The organism is Pontibacter actiniarum, assembly GCF_003585765.1.
Taxonomy (GTDB): domain Bacteria; phylum Bacteroidota; class Bacteroidia; order Cytophagales; family Hymenobacteraceae; genus Pontibacter; species Pontibacter actiniarum.
In genome coordinates this window covers 4,108,228-4,122,612 of sequence record NZ_CP021235.1, presented here as the reverse complement: position 1 = coordinate 4,122,612, position 14,385 = coordinate 4,108,228, and the positions used below count along the sequence as shown (strand labels likewise).

Below are 14,385 nucleotides of genomic sequence, written 5' to 3'. Positions count from 1 at the left end.
TTTTACAGGTCTTTGTCTAATTTTGCGTCTTATTGCAAGTTAAATTAACCACTCTATGATACAAAGAATTCAATCCGTATTTCTGTTCCTGCTGGTGCTGGCCATGGTAGCCATGCTGTTTCTGCCGCTCTGGTCTAAAACCGACGCCACCACTGGCGAAACGGTGGTGCTGACTGCCTGGAACCTTAAGTCAGTTATTCTGAATGCCGAGGGAGAGCCAACCACCGCCGGAAACATTCCGCAACGCGGCACCATTGCCATTGGCATGCTGGCTATCGCCGCCGCCGTTGTTGCCCTTTACGAGATTTTCCAGTACAAGAGCCGCCTGAACCAGATGAAGCTGGGCCTGCTGAACACGCTGGTGCTGGCCGCACTGCTGGGCACCTCCTTCTACTACGCCATTTACGTGGGAGCCGAGCTGGTAACCGGGGTAGATAACGGCTCCTACGAAGCGGGCTTCTTTATGCCGGTGCTGGCCTTGTTGCTCAATGCGCTGGCCAACCGCTTTATCAAGCGCGACGAGGACCTGGTAAGGTCTGTAGACAGGCTGAGATAACTTTGAACCACTGAATTTGAGGGAGCAACTATTCTAAAGGCACTCCTCACCCAAAAGCCGCTTTAGACCTGGCTCTAAAGCGGCTTTTGCATTTTCAGAAACGGATAAGAGTTGTTGGAGCACACTGCTGCAGCACTTCATGTTGAAGGGGGCTTTGCCTCGTGGCCTACAGTACAGCAAAAAAAGAGCGGTGCAGGCAGCACCCGCACCGCTTCTGTGGCAGCTAAATAAACTTTAAAAAATTATCTTCTTCGGGAAGTGTATTCCTCCAGTTCCCGCACACTGACATCAAAGCGGAAAAGGTCGTAGATGTAGTAGAAATGCTCCCGGTCGCAGAGGTAGTCATAGGCGTACTTGGCAAACTCAATGCGGGAGCTTTCATACTCAAACTGCTGCAGCAGACGCTTGAGGTCTTCGGCCATAAGGCTGCTGTTGCGGATGGCATCGCGGGCAATGCTTAGCCTGGTGCTCTCGAAGTCGCGGCTACGGATCGTTTCGAGCAGGCGGTCCAGCTCACGGCCCGTCAGCAGGTTACGGCAGCGACCGTATTCATCGTTGTATCGTGGCGGGGCCGGTTCGTAATAGTCGTGGCCACAATAGGCATCGTGGCGGTGCTCCGGGTAGCGCGGCACAATTACCGGCGGGGCCAGCGGCACCTCGCTAACCAGGGCAAGATAGGCTTTGCCGCTACGCCCAACCGTCCGGACGCCATAATTGGCCTCCACCCTATCAGGCACAAATATCTTCTGCCCCATTTTATACATCCCATGGCGGCTTCTTACCCGCAGCTCTACATAGTGCTTGCCCGGGCGCACCGTATTTAGGCGCACATAGTTAGAGGCGGTCCGGTTAACGATTTGCCCATCTACCTCTACCTGGAAGAACTCGCCACGCTCGGCGGTGAAGGTAAGTACAGAGGCTTGCGCAAACACCGGCAGCGCAAGCAGCACAAGCAGGAGCGGTAGTAGATATCTTTTCATCGCAAGTATAGGTTTTTGCTTATACTTACGATGAGCCAATTATTGTGCCAGAGTGGTTTTAGCTGCTGATTTACTTCTTTCGTTTCAGGGTAAAGTTATAGTCCAGGCCTAGTGCTAGTGAGCCTGGGTAAGGATATTCATCCTTTCTTCGTAAACGCCTGTTAAAGCTGCGGCTGAGAAAGTAGTAATTGCCATAAAGATCAAGCTTTGTGCTAATTGGAATACAAAGTCCGAAGCCAGCAGTTATGTATGCGTTTATGCCAGACGCTTTAGATTTAGAGGTCACGGTAGTAATGTCTTCCCTCCGCTCTAAGGTTTTGTGATTCGTTACGCTGAAAATAGGTGTAAACATTGCTGTGCCGTACAGTTGCAGCCTCCTGAAAGGATACAGCAGCACATAATCTAGCACAAGAGGTGCAGCCACTCCTTTAGTATTAGATATTTCTTCATAGTGCACCAGCCTGTCTTCTGCCTCTACAAGCGTTGTTTCATTGTTAAACTTAGCGCCACCATACGTAATCCCGACCTGAACTCTCGCTCTTTTATTTAGCCAATAGCCGACGTTCAGCACTCCGTAAGTGTAGATATCTCCACCCCTAGGCTCTCCTTTATATTGGAGGTTATAGCCCATGGTAGTGGCAGTAACTCCAATAAAGACGCGAGAAGAAGGTATCACGGTAGCGGAATCAGGAGTGTACACTTGTGCCACAGCGGCAAACGAGGAAAGCAGCAGCAAAAGGGTGAGAAGGTTTGCTTTCATGAGAGGGTGCTTTTATTTGTTTCGATTCAGGTTGAGGTTGTAGTTTAGGCCAACAGCCACTGATCTAGCTTGCTTAGCATACTCGCTTTCCCGCTTCAACTCCTTGTAAAGCAGGTTTGCCTTGCCATAAACATCAAAACGCCTGCTTATCTTGTAGTTTAGCACAACTCCAGCGGTTGCAATAGTGTAAATGCCCGAATCATAGGCGCTGTACTTAATGTCTGTTTTCCCGTCAAGTGTTTCGGAGCGCTGATCACGCACCTCACCTATTATAGGAACGAGGGAAGCCGTGGCATAGAAGTTCAGCCGCCTGCCAGGGTTAAATGGTGTCAACTGCAACGTGAGCGGTATTGCTAGCCCACGGTTACTCAGCCTGGTGCTCCTGTAAATGGTGCTATCAGCTGCCTTATAGTAGATAGACTCGAAATTATCATCCGTTGCACCGTAAGCAAGCCCGACTTGAAGGCTTGCTCTTTCGCTCAACCTATAGCCAACATGCACATGCGCCAAAGGAGTGAACGTCCCGCCTACTTTTTTATAGTGATCAGCCACAACATAAGAGACTGAGCTCAACTCAACACCTATATAAAACTTGCTTCTAGTTGAGTCGGGCGTTGCGGGGCGCTGCATCAAGGCTGAGCCAGGTCTTACCTGCGCAACTGCAGCAAGAGTGGCAAAAGACAAAAGAAGAGACAATAAGAATGTTTTCATGAGAGGTGTGGTAACGGGAGCATAAATGTTTGTCAATTTCAAATATATCTATCTTAAAGTATAAAACAAGGTAGTTCCCACTGCTTTTACCCTATCAGTTTTAACCAATTCTCACTCCTCCCTTACTTCAAGAAGTAGCGCTACTGCCGTAAAAGCTATTTTCTTAGCGGTATTTCATCTGCACGCTGTAACATCGGTCCCTAGAAAAAAGAAGAAGCCACAGGTGCTCACCTGTGGCTTCTTCAAGCGAAAGTATATGCGGCTTATCCCTCATAGTGAAACTCACCGTACTTGCTCTTGATGGTGAGCTCGTTGCCTTTGCTCTTCTCCACCCGGCCAATGATTTGTGCGTCTACACCAAAGCTCTGCGAAATATCAATCAGGTCCTGGGCGTGCTCCTCTGGCAGGTAGATTTCCAGGCGGTGGCCCATGTTAAAGACCTTGTACATTTCTTTCCAGTCGGTGTGGCTCTGCTCCTGTATAATGCGGAACAGTGGCGGCACCGGGAACAGGTTATCCTTTACGATGTGCACCTTATCGGTAAAGTGCAGCACCTTGGTTTGGGCTCCGCCGCTGCAATGCACCATGCCGTGTATGTGCTGGCGGTGCGCCTTCAGTATCTCCATTACAATAGGCGCATAGGTGCGGGTTGGCGACAGCACCAGTTTACCTATCTCCATGCCCGTTTCCTTGTCTATATCCGTCAGGCGCTTGTTGCCGGAGTATACCAGGTCTGCTGGCAGTTCGTGGTCATAGCTCTCCGGGTAAGAGGCGGCCAGGTACTTATGGAAAACATCGTGGCGGGCAGAGGTAAGGCCGTTGCTGCCCATGCCGCCGTTGTACTCGTCCTCATACTTTGCCTGCCCGTAGGAGGCAAAGCCGACAATCACGTCGCCTGGCTGGATGTTATCGTTGGAGATTACCTCATCACGGCGCATGCGCGCTGTGACAGTGCTATCCACAATGATGGTGCGCACCAGGTCGCCCACGTCGGCGGTCTCCCCACCGGTGCTGTAAATCCCCACGCCGTTGTCGCGGAGCATCTGCAGCACTTCCTCGGTGCCGTTGATGATGGCTGCGATCACCTCACCCGGAATCAGGTTCTTGTTACGGCCGATGGTGGAGGAAAGCAGAATGTTATCTGTGGCGCCGACACACAGCAGGTCGTCGGTGTTCATCACAACGGCATCCTGGGCAATGCCTTTCCACACGCTCAGGTCGCCGGTTTCTTTCCAGTACATGTAGGCCAGCGAGGACTTTGTCCCGGCCCCGTCGGCGTGCATAATGGCGCAATAGTTTTCGTCCCCGGTCAGGATGTCTGGGATAATCTTGCAGAAAGCTTTCGGGAATAGTCCTTTGTCAATGTTCTTGATGGCGTTGTGCACATCTTCCTTGGAGGCGGATACACCGCGGCGCAAATATCTATTTTCCATAGTTCCGGATCATTTGCCTACAAATTTAACAAAGGGAATGGCATTAGCGACAGCAGCGGCCTTTTTATTGCTTCATAAAATTACGGAAGCAGCGCCTGCCAACTGGCTTGTTACCTGTCTGTTTAAGCCGGGCGTTTCCTCCGGGTGCTTCCACAGCACTGCGCCCGCACCGCTCTTACTCGCTGGCTTGCAGCACTTCCAGGGTTAACGGAGTCTTTGTACAGAAGTATAACGATAAAAGAGCATTGCCGCCACGCCATGACTGGCCTCAGCACCGGTATTTCCCAACACCGCGGCTACTCCAGCAGGAACAACGTTGGGATAGGGTGGAAATACACCTTCGGCAAATAACTGCTCCCGGCTGCCTGCCTCTGCCCGGACTGCTAAAAAGCCCTTCCTGCGCAGCGGCAGGGCAGCCTACCGCGCATTACCCTCCGCCCTATAACCCGCAACAGAAAGAGCCGCATAAGCTTTATACTTATGCGGCTCTTTCTGTTGTGGCGCTACACTGATTACTCCTGTATACGCACCACTTTAAATTCTGTACGGCGGTTTCGCTGGTGCTCTTCTTCTGTTTTAGCGTTTCGCACCACAGGCCGGCTCTCGCCATAGCCACGGGCCGTAATGCGGGAGCGGTCGATCCCCTGCGAGATGATGTATTCCACGGCGGACTCGGCACGGCGCTGCGACAGGTCCTGGTTGTAAGCCTCGGAGCCGCGGGCATCGGTATGGGAACTCAGCTCTATGGAGATTCCCGGGTTATCCTTTAAAATCTGCACCAGCTTATCCAGCTCCTGCGCCGCATCCGGGCGAATGTTGGCCTTATCAAAGTCGTAGAAGATGTTTTCCAGCACAATGGCCTTCTCCTTCACAATCTCGTTGAGCACGAGCGTAGCGTTCAGGCGTACCTCGTTCACCTCATCGGCGAGCGCCGTTTGCGCCGGCATTTTACCAACCGTGCTCACGCGCTGTCGGGCTGTAAAGAACCCGGGCTTTTCGGCAACCAGAAAATAGGTAGAAGCAGAGTCCAGCGGGAAAGAGAACTGCCCGTTGGCATCCGTTGTAGTAGTCCGCAACTGCTTGCCGGCCTCGTTCTGCAGCGCTACCGTGTGGTTCGGTACTGCGGTGCGCTGGCGCGCTCCCTCCCGCAGTTGGTACAGCGTACCGTCCACAAAGAAGTTAACCTGCTTGCGGGCGCTCTTGGCGAAGCGGTACAGGTCGTCGCCGCCTTTACCCCCCTCTCGGTTAGAGGAGAAGAAGCCGTACTGCCCGTTCACGAAATAGATACCGAAGTCATCACCCGGCGAGTTTACCGGCTGGCCCATGTTAACGGGTTTGCCGTTTTCGATGCGGAAGAGGTCGAGGTTCCCAAGCCCTGGCAGGCCGTCGGAGGCAATGTAAAGCGTTCCGTCAGGCCCCACCGACACAAAGCTCTCGTTACCGGCTGTGTTAATGCTTGGCCCGAGGTTCTCCGGCTGCGAGAAGCGGCCGTTATCGTCCAGCGTTGATTTGTAGATGTCCGTACCGCCCAGGCCACCCCTGCGGCTGGAGGAGAAGTATAAAGTGCGGCCGTCCGGCGAAAAGGCGGGGGAAGAGTCCCACGCTTCGCGGTCGTTGATGCTGAGCAACTTTGGCTCTGACCACCCGCTGGCGCGCCGCTGCGAGATAAACAGGTCTACGTTTTGGCGGCCCTTCTTCGTGCCTTCGTTGCCACGGGCAAACACCATGGTGCCGCCGTCGTTGGTAAAGGTAGGCAAGGCATCATGCAGGTCCTCCACACTCACGCCATCGTACTTGTGCACTGCTCCGCCCATTTCTGCGGCAGAGTCCGTCAGGGTGGTCGAGAAGATATCCAGGAAGCCCTCTCCGTTGCCCAGGTACTCTTTCCCAGGGCCGCGTGTAGAGGAGAACACCAGCTCGTTGTTCAGCACGTAGGGGGCAAATTCGGAGGCATCGGTATTCAGCGCCTCCAGGTTCTGCACCTCGTAGCGCTGCCCCTTGGTCAGGATCTCATCCAGCTGCTGCAGGTTCTCCAGCTCACGCGCCGCCATCGACTTGAGCTGCGGGCTTGTGCCCACGCGCACGTAGTCCTGCATCCAGCGCAGCGCCTCCTCATACTTGCCGTTGGCCTTCAGGGCCAGCGCATAGTAGTAGTAGGCGTCCTCTTTGCGGTAGTTGGCGTCCAGCGCCGCCTTATAGTACGGCTCCGCCTCCGAGATGCGGTTAGACAGCCGGTAGGCCTCTGCGATCTTATAGTTTACCTCCCCCGGGTTGTCGGCATTGCCCAGGGCCTGCTTGTAGTACTCAATAGCCCGCTCATACTCCTCCTGCCCGAAACGCTTGTCGCCTTTGCTCAGGTACTTACCGGCACCGCAGGCGCCAAGCATCAGCAGCAACAGCAAAAGTACCCCTGTCTGTTTCAGTTGTTTAGCCAAAGGCTTGAGTTGTAGCGTTGGGAGCATGAACAAGTATGTTAGGTTTCAGCCTGATTAGAAATATCGGGAGAGCCAGCTGTTGCCGGCCGGCCGTGGCCATGCCTGCTGCAGTTCTCCGTAGTTATTCACTAAAGTATCGAAGTATAGTGTATCCTTATCAATTTCGCCGGCTGCCACTTTGCCCTTCAGCTCCTGCATCCCCACCAGGCTCACCTCCCCGTCTCTCAGGAAGGCCAGCTGTGTTCGGTCGAAGAACGAGACGTTAAAGCGCTGCTCCAGCTCCCGCACAAACCCGACGGACTTATCAATGGAGCATCCGCTGGCGGCGGTTTCATCCTCGTTGTTGGCCAGCACTAAAAACTGGTCGTGCAGCAGCTCCGCCGAGGCCTGCAGGCCTTTGCCGTGGCTGCTCCACTCAGTAGCAAAACGCTCCAGAAGCGGTTTTATTTCAGCCTGTTCCGCCTCTGTGAGTGCGCGGCTTGCCTGGTAAATCCAGAGGCGCGCCTGTGGCGGCAATTCGCTAAACGGAATATACATGGTAATGGTTGAATAGATAAATATTAGTTGTTGATTGCCTGCGGCAAACCGCTGCCCCTAGAGACAGGACAAGGCCTTTTACCGCCGGCAACCCACAAGCAGCTACTATTTGCTCAGGCCTTCGGCCTGGGCGATGAGTTCGGCAATATCAAAAACTTTTACGCTTTCTTCCTGCTCCTTGTTCTTCACGCCGTCGTTCATCATCACCATACAGAAAGGGCAGGCAGTGGCGATTACACCGTTGCCGGCACCCAGGGTAGCCAGGGCCTCTTCCGTTCTTTCGATGTTGATGTCCTTGTTGCCCGGCTCCGGCTCTTTAAACATCTGGGCACCACCGGCACCGCAGCAAAGTCCGTTTGCCCTTACCCTTTTCATCTCCACCAGGTCCGCATCCAGAGCGGCCAGCACATCGCGCGGCGCCTCGTAAATATCGTTGGCGCGGCCCAGGTAGCAGGAGTCGTGGTACGTGATCCGCTGCCCTTTGAAGGCCTCTCCGCCTTTTACGTGCACCTTGCCCTCGTTTATAAGCTGCTGCAGGAAGGTGGAGTGGTGGATCACCTCGTAGTTACCGCCCAGGTCTGGGTACTCGTTCTTGATCGTGTTAAAGCAGTGCGGGCAGGCCGTAACAATCGTCTTGATGTTGTAGCCGTTCAGCACCTCAATGTTGGTAAGCGCCTGCATCTGGAACAGGAACTCATTACCGGCACGCTTGGCAGGGTCGCCGGTGCAGCTTTCTTCCGTACCCAGCACGGCATACTTTACCCCCACATGCTCCAGTATCTGCACAAACGCGCGGGTTACTCTCTTGTAGCGGTCATCGAAGGAGCCGGCACAGCCTACCCAAAACAACACTTCCGGTTCTTCACCATTAGCTGCCATTTCAGCCATGGTGGGCACTTTTACTAATCTCTTATTCTCTTCCATCTGATATTTTAAAAGGACAAAGGGCTACTTGACCAAAGACAAAGGATTGAAATTTACACCCCTAGCACCTTAAAGTCTTTTGTCCTCTGTCTAAAAACTCTTTCGTCTAATTTTTTGAAGGTACATACAGTTCATCGGCCCAGTTAAAGCGGTCGGCCGGCGAGAAGGCCCACGGCGCACCGTTGTTCTCGATGTTGGTGAACATGGCGTTCAGCGATGCCGGCGCAGCAGACTCTTCCAGCACCAGGAAGCGACGCAGGTCCATGATGGTAGACAGCTGGTCGATATTTACCGGGCAGGCCTCTACGCAGGCGTTACAGCTGGTGCAGGCCCAGAGCTCTTCCGGCGTGATGTAGCCGCGCAGCAATGTTTTCTCTTCGGTCACCTCCACGCGCTCCACGCCCATCTCCTTGTAGTGGTTCGGCGCAAAGATAGCCGGGTGCTCGCCTTTCTCTTCCATCCTGTCGCGGGTATCCATCACGATCTTACGCGGCGAGAGCAGCTTTCCTGTCATGTTGGCCGGGCAAACCGATGTACAGCGGCCGCACTCCGTACAGGTGTAGGAGTCCATCAGCTGCTTCCAGGTCAGGTCTTCCACATCTTTGGCGCCAAAGCGCTGTATCACCGGGTTTCCTTCCGCGTCTACCTCAGGGGCTGGCGGCTGGTAGCTAGGGTCCAGCATGGCCTTGATCTCGTGCGTGATGGCCGGGTTGGTGGTAAACTTACCCTTCGGCAGCAGCTTGGAGTAGTACACGTTCGGGAAGGCCATGATGATGTGGAAGTGCTTGGAGCTTGGCAGGTAGTTCATAAAGGCCAGGATGCCCAGTATGTGGAACCACCAGCCCACGCGGCCAATTACATGCAGCGTCTCCGGGTCGCTGCCCAGGGCGTTCACAAACAGCGAGCTGATCGGGAAGGCTCCGGCAATGTGCGCACCCCGCAGCTGCGCCAGCTTCAGGTCGGATATGTTAAAGGCAAACAGCGCCAGCATCAGCACGATCTCCGTGATCAGGATCAGGTTCGCGTCCAGCTTTGGCCAGGCGCGCATCTCCACCCCGTTCCAAAGGCGCGGCACGTGCGTTACGTTTCGGCGCCACAGGAATATCGCACAGGCGACAATCACCAGCGCGGCCAGGATCTCGTTTATGGCCATCAGGCCACTGTACAGGATACCGGCGAAGCCCAGGATACGGTGCGTCCCGAAGATACCGTCTATAAGGATCTCCAGCACTTCGATATTAATTACCAGGAAGCCTACATACACAAACAGGTGCAGCACGGCGGGCAGCATGCGTTTAAACATTTTCTGCTGCCCAAAGGCCACCAGCAGTGTTTTGTTGATACGCTCAGATGTGTTGTCAGCCAGCTCCAAATCCCGGCCCATCAGCACGTTCTTACGGATTTTGCGGATCTGCCACACAAAGAGGCCAATCCCAATGGCGGCCACAATCAGAAAGATGATGTTCTCTAGTCCTATTATCACGGCAATTTATTCGTTATACATACTAATTAGTAGATAAAGATAGTAGAATAATGAGAAAGATGTACACCAACACATTTTTTAAAAAATTTTTGCGCCGATTGTTTGCTACTTAAAAGTTAGTTGCTACTTTTGCATACCCTTTCGAAACAAGGGGCACAACAAGAGCTGGTGATGTAGCTCAGTTGGTAGAGCAAAGGACTGAAAATCCTTGTGTCGTTGGTTCGATTCCAATCATCACCACCAGCTTAAACCCTCACTTTAACCAGTGAGGGTTTTTTGTTTCTACCCTCTCCCATCTTCTTTAACAGGCACTTTTATACTTTGTTTCCACACCGACAGTTGCCCACGGCAGCCCGGCCCACACATCCCTGAAGCTTACCTTTATACTTATTCATACTTAGCAACCCCGTGCTTGGGGCCAGCTGTTCGCGCGCAAACAACAGGGGCGCTGTTTGTTATGTGCACGGCGCGCTCTATCTAACGCGAGGCATGCCAGAGGCCGGAGCCGGCACCTTTACGCAGCACTGGCACAGCACCTCGTTAGGGCTGGCACCTGTCACGCAGCTCCAGTACGGCTGCGGTATACCCCTGCTGGTAGGCCCGGTAGAAGTGCGCGCAGGCCGAGTCAGGCTGCTGTTGCCCCAGCGCAGTGCGGCCCAGCAGGTAGTACAGGCGGCCGCTGCTGTCTTCGTCGCCCTTGGCCAGGGCCAACGCGGAACGATAGTCCTGCTCCGACCGCGCCCACTGCCCCTGCTTGTAGTACCCAAAGCCACGGAACGTCAGCGCCTCCACCTGCTCCGCACTGGCACTGCCATGGTTCAAAAAGGTGGTAAAGTCTTTTATAGCCGATTTGTAATCCTTGAGGTAGAACAGGCGCACTTCTCCCCGCTTCAGGTGCGCCTGCCAGAAATTCTTGTTGAGCTTCAGTGCCCGCGTCAGGTCCTGCTCCGCCTGCTGGTAGTGCGCCAGCTGCTTATAGCTGCACCCGCGCATGTAGTACACCTGCGCCGATGGCCGCTCCTGCAGGGCTATGGCCTTGTTCAGGTCCCGTAACGCCGAGTTATAGTTTTCGTACACATCCAGCTCAATCATGGCGCGCGCCTCGTAGGCCGCCGCCTTGTCGGGCATAAACTGGATGGCATCGGTCAGTAGGCGATGCGCGCTGCTATATTTACCGTCTGCTATATACGTCAGCGCTGTTTTATACTTATCTTCACCGGTGATGTGGTCCATAACGGTTTTCAGCAGCAGGCTGAAAAACAGAATCCCTCCCACAAAGGCCAGGGTAATGTACCAGTCTTTGCGGGAGAAGCGGTTATTGTTGGGCTGGCGCGTTTTATAATGCCGCTCCGACACCCCGGCTGGCTGCCGGGTGCGGTAGTGGCGCTCCTCGTAGCGCCGCGGCTGGTGCTGCATAACGGCACGGTGGTGCTGTTCGCGCTGGTACTGCAGGCGCATGTCGTAGAGGGCGCGCTTACTCGGGTTAGACAGCGTCTGGTAGGCGGCGTTAACCACCTTGAAGAGCTCCTCGGCAAGCACGTTGCCCGGGTTTTTGTCCGGGTGGTACTTGATCGCGAGCCGCTTGTACGCCGCCTTCACTTCCTGCGCCGAGGCCGTCTGGCTAATGCCTAAAACGTTGTAGTAATTTTTGTTCAAACAGGTGTCAATCTCAAGAAAGATCAGTCTTAAATTTAACTAAATCCGGACAATAAACCTCAAATTTCGTACTACAGTTCTAATCAGTTATACTTTGCGTAAATTTTTAACCCTAACCTCGTATACAGAAAAAGCATAAAAAAAGCTAAAAACATATGGCTATTCAAGACAACGGAACACGCGAGCAAAACCCAAACCTAATAGAGAACCTCATGGGGTACATTGATACCCGCATAGATATCATACGGCTGGAGATACAGGAGAAGCTGAAAGCAGTTTTTGTAAGCACCATCCACGCCGTGCTACTGGGTGTGGTCGGCTTAATGTTCTTCCTCTTCCTGAACCTTTTTATCGGTTTGCTGCTAAACGAGCTACTCGACAGCAGCTTCTGGGGCTTTGGCATTGTAGCTTTGTTTTACGCTATAATTCTGGTTGTGCTTGTGGTAGGGCTGGATAAAAAAGTATTTAACAACGTGGCTGACAAAGCATTTGACAACACCATCTATAAATCTGACAAACGAGAGAAACACGTATGAGCGAATTAAACAACCCACTGTTTGATAACGAGCGCGACTTTTTGGAACGCCAGAAAGACGAGTACAAAAGGGCGCTGATGGGCGATGTGGACCAAATCAAATCGCAGGGGCAGGAAATCGGGAAGAAAGTTGCCGTAGCGGGCGGCGTGCTGCTGGCCGGCTGGCTGGTGAAGCGCATGTTTACGGGCGGCAAAAAGAAGGTGAAGGAGGCAAAGGCCAAGAAGAAACACAAAGGGCATAAAGCCACCACGGTTACCGCCCTTGACCCGGTGCACACCTCCACCCCGCTTATCGACTACGACTCCTACGTGCACGAGCAGGAGGACGGCTACACCATTTCCTCGGAGCGCATGCACCACGCCGACCACAGCAGGGGCACAAAAAAAAAGTCTAAAGGCTTTATGAAATCCGAAATGGGCAAAGCGCTGCAGCAGCAGGTTATGGCCCTGGTAATGATGTACGCCACCAAAAAGCTCGAGGAATACTTACACAGTGTCTCCGAAAATAACGATATTGCAGCTGAGCCTGTAGTAGAGGTTACTGAGGTAGAGACAACTGAGTATATCGTTCCGGAGAAGGATGCCATTTAACCAAGACCGCCCGAAATCACAACAGCATATAACAGGCAGGAAGCACTTCGCAGTACTGCTCGACCCCGACAACCTGACGGAGGCATCCTGCCTGAACATCATCGCCCTTAGCGAACAACACCCGGTCGATTTCTTTTTCGTTGGCGGCAGCCTGATCACCACCCAAAACCAGGCAGGCATTATCCGGCTCCTAAAGGAGCACAGCCAGTCCCCGGTTATACTTTTCCCGAGCAACAGCCAGCACATAGACAGCCAGGCAGACGGCATTCTGCTGCTCTCGCTCATCTCGGGCCGCAACCCCGATTTCCTGATCGGGCAGCACGTTATCTCGGCTCCGGCCCTGAAGGCCAGCGGGCTTGCCGTGTACCCTACCGGCTACATGCTGGTCGACACCGGCCTCCAGACAACCGCCTCCTACATGAGCGGCACCACCCCTATTCCCTATAACAAGCCCACTATTGCCGCCTGCACGGCCATGGCCGGCGAACTGCTGGGCCTGCAGTACGTCTATCTCGACGGCGGCAGCGGCGCGCAAAAGCCTGTTTCCGCAGAGATGGTTGCAGCGGTGCGCGAGGCCGTGGAGCTCCCCCTGATCGTGGGCGGCGGCATCAACACCGTTGAAAAGGCCGCCGAAACGCTGGGCGCTGGCGCCGATGTGATCGTGATAGGCAACCACATAGAAAAAAACCCCGGCTTTTTGGCCGAGGTCTCTTCCCTTGTTGCTTCGTATAACGTTGCCTTAGATGTTCGTCGCTGATTCGCGGCGGCGCATCTTTCCGGCAGGGATACCAAACATCATCTTAAAGCGGCGGCAGAAGTAAGCGGTATCTTTGTACCCCACCTCTTTGCCGATCTCGCGGATGCTTTTCTTCGTGGTGCGCAGCAGGAACACGGCACGCTCCATACGCTGGTACTCAATGTAATCCTGCGGGTTAATACCGGTCAGCATTTTAAAGTACTGCCCTACATAATCCTCGGACACGTTGGCCACGTTAGAGAGCACCTTGTTAGACAGGTCGCCGCCCAGGTTCTCCTTAATGTAGTTGAACAGGTCAATCAGGCGAGGATCTTTAAAGTAGGTGCTGTTCGTTGCCAGCTGCTCCACAAACATTCTGTTCTTCAGGATGTGGCGTACGATCTCCACCACAACCTGCTCTGTGTACAGGTTGATCAGGCGCTCCTTGCCCGGCAGCTCCTGCATGCTCTCCTCCACCACTTTGATCACCAGGTTGGCGAGCTTCGTGTTGTTGGAGATCAGGAACGCAGGCAGATCCAGCGATGCGAAGAAGTTAACTGAGTCGAATACCTTCGCCTCAAAGCTCACGTAGCTGTGGCTCTCTTCCGCGTCACCGATCAGGTCCAGATCGTTATTGCTTCTAAAGAACTTCTCTCTGTTCGTAATCAGGTCGTCGTTCGTGATGGACTTGCCTTCACCAGACGGACCAAAGGTAACCTTTGTGCTTCGGCCACCCGGAATGAATAGAAGTTCCCCTTCTTCTACCATGTGCTCCTCGTCACCGAAAAAGATGCTGCCCTTATGGAGCAGGATCAAATTGTTACCAACATCGTAGTAGTTGCGCACCGTAAACGGCTGTTGCAACACCAGATTTTTAGCCTTAATGAACCGCACCCCAAGCGATTCAATAATCTTATTGTAATCTTCCATGTGTGTTACCAACTAACTTTATTACTATAAACCCTTTAATTTTGGCCTAAAGCTAATGTTAATCTTTATAAAATTCAAAATAAATTTTAAATTTAATTTTAATTCAAGAAAGACTATC

At 53.4% G+C, this 14,385-nt stretch carries 14 protein-coding genes and 1 tRNA gene; 5 read left to right on the top strand and 10 right to left on the bottom strand.

The window, feature by feature from the left end; all coding sequences use genetic code 11:
* The first annotated feature begins 55 nt into the window (after window positions 1–55).
* Window positions 56–556, top strand: a complete 501-nt coding sequence (locus CA264_RS17765; protein ID WP_025608742.1) for a DUF4293 domain-containing protein — start codon at window positions 56–58, stop codon at window positions 554–556.
* A gap of 242 nt (window positions 557–798) precedes the next feature.
* Here the strand turns inward: CA264_RS17765 and CA264_RS17760 are convergent, their stop codons facing one another.
* The 8 genes from CA264_RS17760 to CA264_RS17725 all read right to left on the bottom strand — a co-directional run bounded on the left by CA264_RS17760 (window position 799) and on the right by CA264_RS17725 (window position 9,816).
* Window positions 799–1,536, bottom strand: a complete 738-nt coding sequence (locus CA264_RS17760) for a DUF4476 domain-containing protein (RefSeq protein ID WP_025608741.1) — start codon at window positions 1,534–1,536, stop codon at window positions 799–801.
* A 70-nt stretch (window positions 1,537–1,606) separates the two neighbouring features.
* Window positions 1,607–2,296 (bottom strand): hypothetical protein, encoded by a 690-nt coding sequence (locus tag CA264_RS17755; RefSeq protein WP_157593737.1) that lies wholly within the window; start codon window positions 2,294–2,296, stop codon window positions 1,607–1,609.
* A 12-nt stretch (window positions 2,297–2,308) separates the two neighbouring features.
* Window positions 2,309–3,007 (bottom strand): outer membrane beta-barrel protein, encoded by a 699-nt coding sequence (locus tag CA264_RS17750; protein ID WP_025608739.1) that lies wholly within the window; start codon window positions 3,005–3,007, stop codon window positions 2,309–2,311.
* 263 nt (window positions 3,008–3,270) lie between these two features.
* Entirely contained in the window at window positions 3,271–4,440 is a 1,170-nt protein-coding gene (locus CA264_RS17745; protein WP_036777243.1) for an AIR synthase related protein, read from the bottom strand.
* A 512-nt stretch (window positions 4,441–4,952) separates the two neighbouring features.
* On the bottom strand, window positions 4,953–6,875 hold the full coding sequence (locus CA264_RS17740) for a CHU_0125 family OmpA-like outer membrane integrity protein (protein ID WP_237151138.1): 1,923 nt from the start codon (window positions 6,873–6,875) through the stop codon (window positions 4,953–4,955).
* Between the two features lie 54 nt (window positions 6,876–6,929).
* A complete protein-coding gene (locus CA264_RS17735; protein ID WP_025608736.1) occupies window positions 6,930–7,412 on the bottom strand; it encodes a hypothetical protein in 483 nt (160 codons plus the stop codon).
* Between the two features lie 105 nt (window positions 7,413–7,517).
* The gene (locus CA264_RS17730) at window positions 7,518–8,300 is read right to left on the bottom strand and encodes a (Fe-S)-binding protein (protein ID WP_036777431.1); all 783 of its coding nucleotides are present in this window, start codon (window positions 8,298–8,300) and stop codon (window positions 7,518–7,520) included.
* Between the two features lie 142 nt (window positions 8,301–8,442).
* Window positions 8,443–9,816, bottom strand: coding sequence for a (Fe-S)-binding protein (locus CA264_RS17725; RefSeq protein WP_025608734.1), 1,374 nt, complete (start codon window positions 9,814–9,816; stop codon window positions 8,443–8,445).
* Window positions 9,817–9,986: 170 nt separating this feature from the next.
* On the opposite strand from CA264_RS17725, the gene CA264_RS17720 reads away from it, so the two are divergent.
* Window positions 9,987–10,062: transfer RNA gene (locus tag CA264_RS17720), tRNA-Phe, on the top strand.
* Window positions 10,063–10,359: 297 nt separating this feature from the next.
* Here CA264_RS17720 and CA264_RS17715 read toward each other — a convergent pair.
* Complete coding sequence (locus tag CA264_RS17715; RefSeq protein ID WP_025608733.1) at window positions 10,360–11,475, bottom strand: tetratricopeptide repeat protein; 1,116 nt, start codon at window positions 11,473–11,475, stop codon at window positions 10,360–10,362.
* 155 nt (window positions 11,476–11,630) lie between these two features.
* Here CA264_RS17715 and CA264_RS17710 point away from each other — a divergent pair, with 155 nt between their 5' ends.
* The 3 genes from CA264_RS17710 to CA264_RS17700 are packed head-to-tail and all read left to right on the top strand — an operon-like array spanning window position 11,631 to window position 13,358.
* Entirely contained in the window at window positions 11,631–12,011 is a 381-nt protein-coding gene (locus CA264_RS17710) for a phage holin family protein (protein ID WP_025608732.1), read from the top strand.
* Window positions 12,008–12,601 (top strand): hypothetical protein, encoded by a 594-nt coding sequence (locus CA264_RS17705; RefSeq protein WP_025608731.1) that lies wholly within the window; start codon window positions 12,008–12,010, stop codon window positions 12,599–12,601. The genes CA264_RS17710 and CA264_RS17705 overlap by 4 nt, the downstream gene beginning before the upstream one ends.
* Entirely contained in the window at window positions 12,591–13,358 is a 768-nt protein-coding gene (locus CA264_RS17700; RefSeq protein ID WP_025608730.1) for a phosphoglycerol geranylgeranyltransferase, read from the top strand. The genes CA264_RS17705 and CA264_RS17700 overlap by 11 nt, the downstream gene beginning before the upstream one ends.
* Here CA264_RS17700 and CA264_RS17695 read toward each other — a convergent pair.
* On the bottom strand, window positions 13,341–14,267 hold the full coding sequence (locus tag CA264_RS17695) for an AraC family transcriptional regulator (RefSeq protein ID WP_025608729.1): 927 nt from the start codon (window positions 14,265–14,267) through the stop codon (window positions 13,341–13,343). The two genes, CA264_RS17700 and CA264_RS17695, sit on opposite strands and share 18 nt — an antisense overlap.
* Window positions 14,268–14,385: the final 118 nt, after the last annotated feature.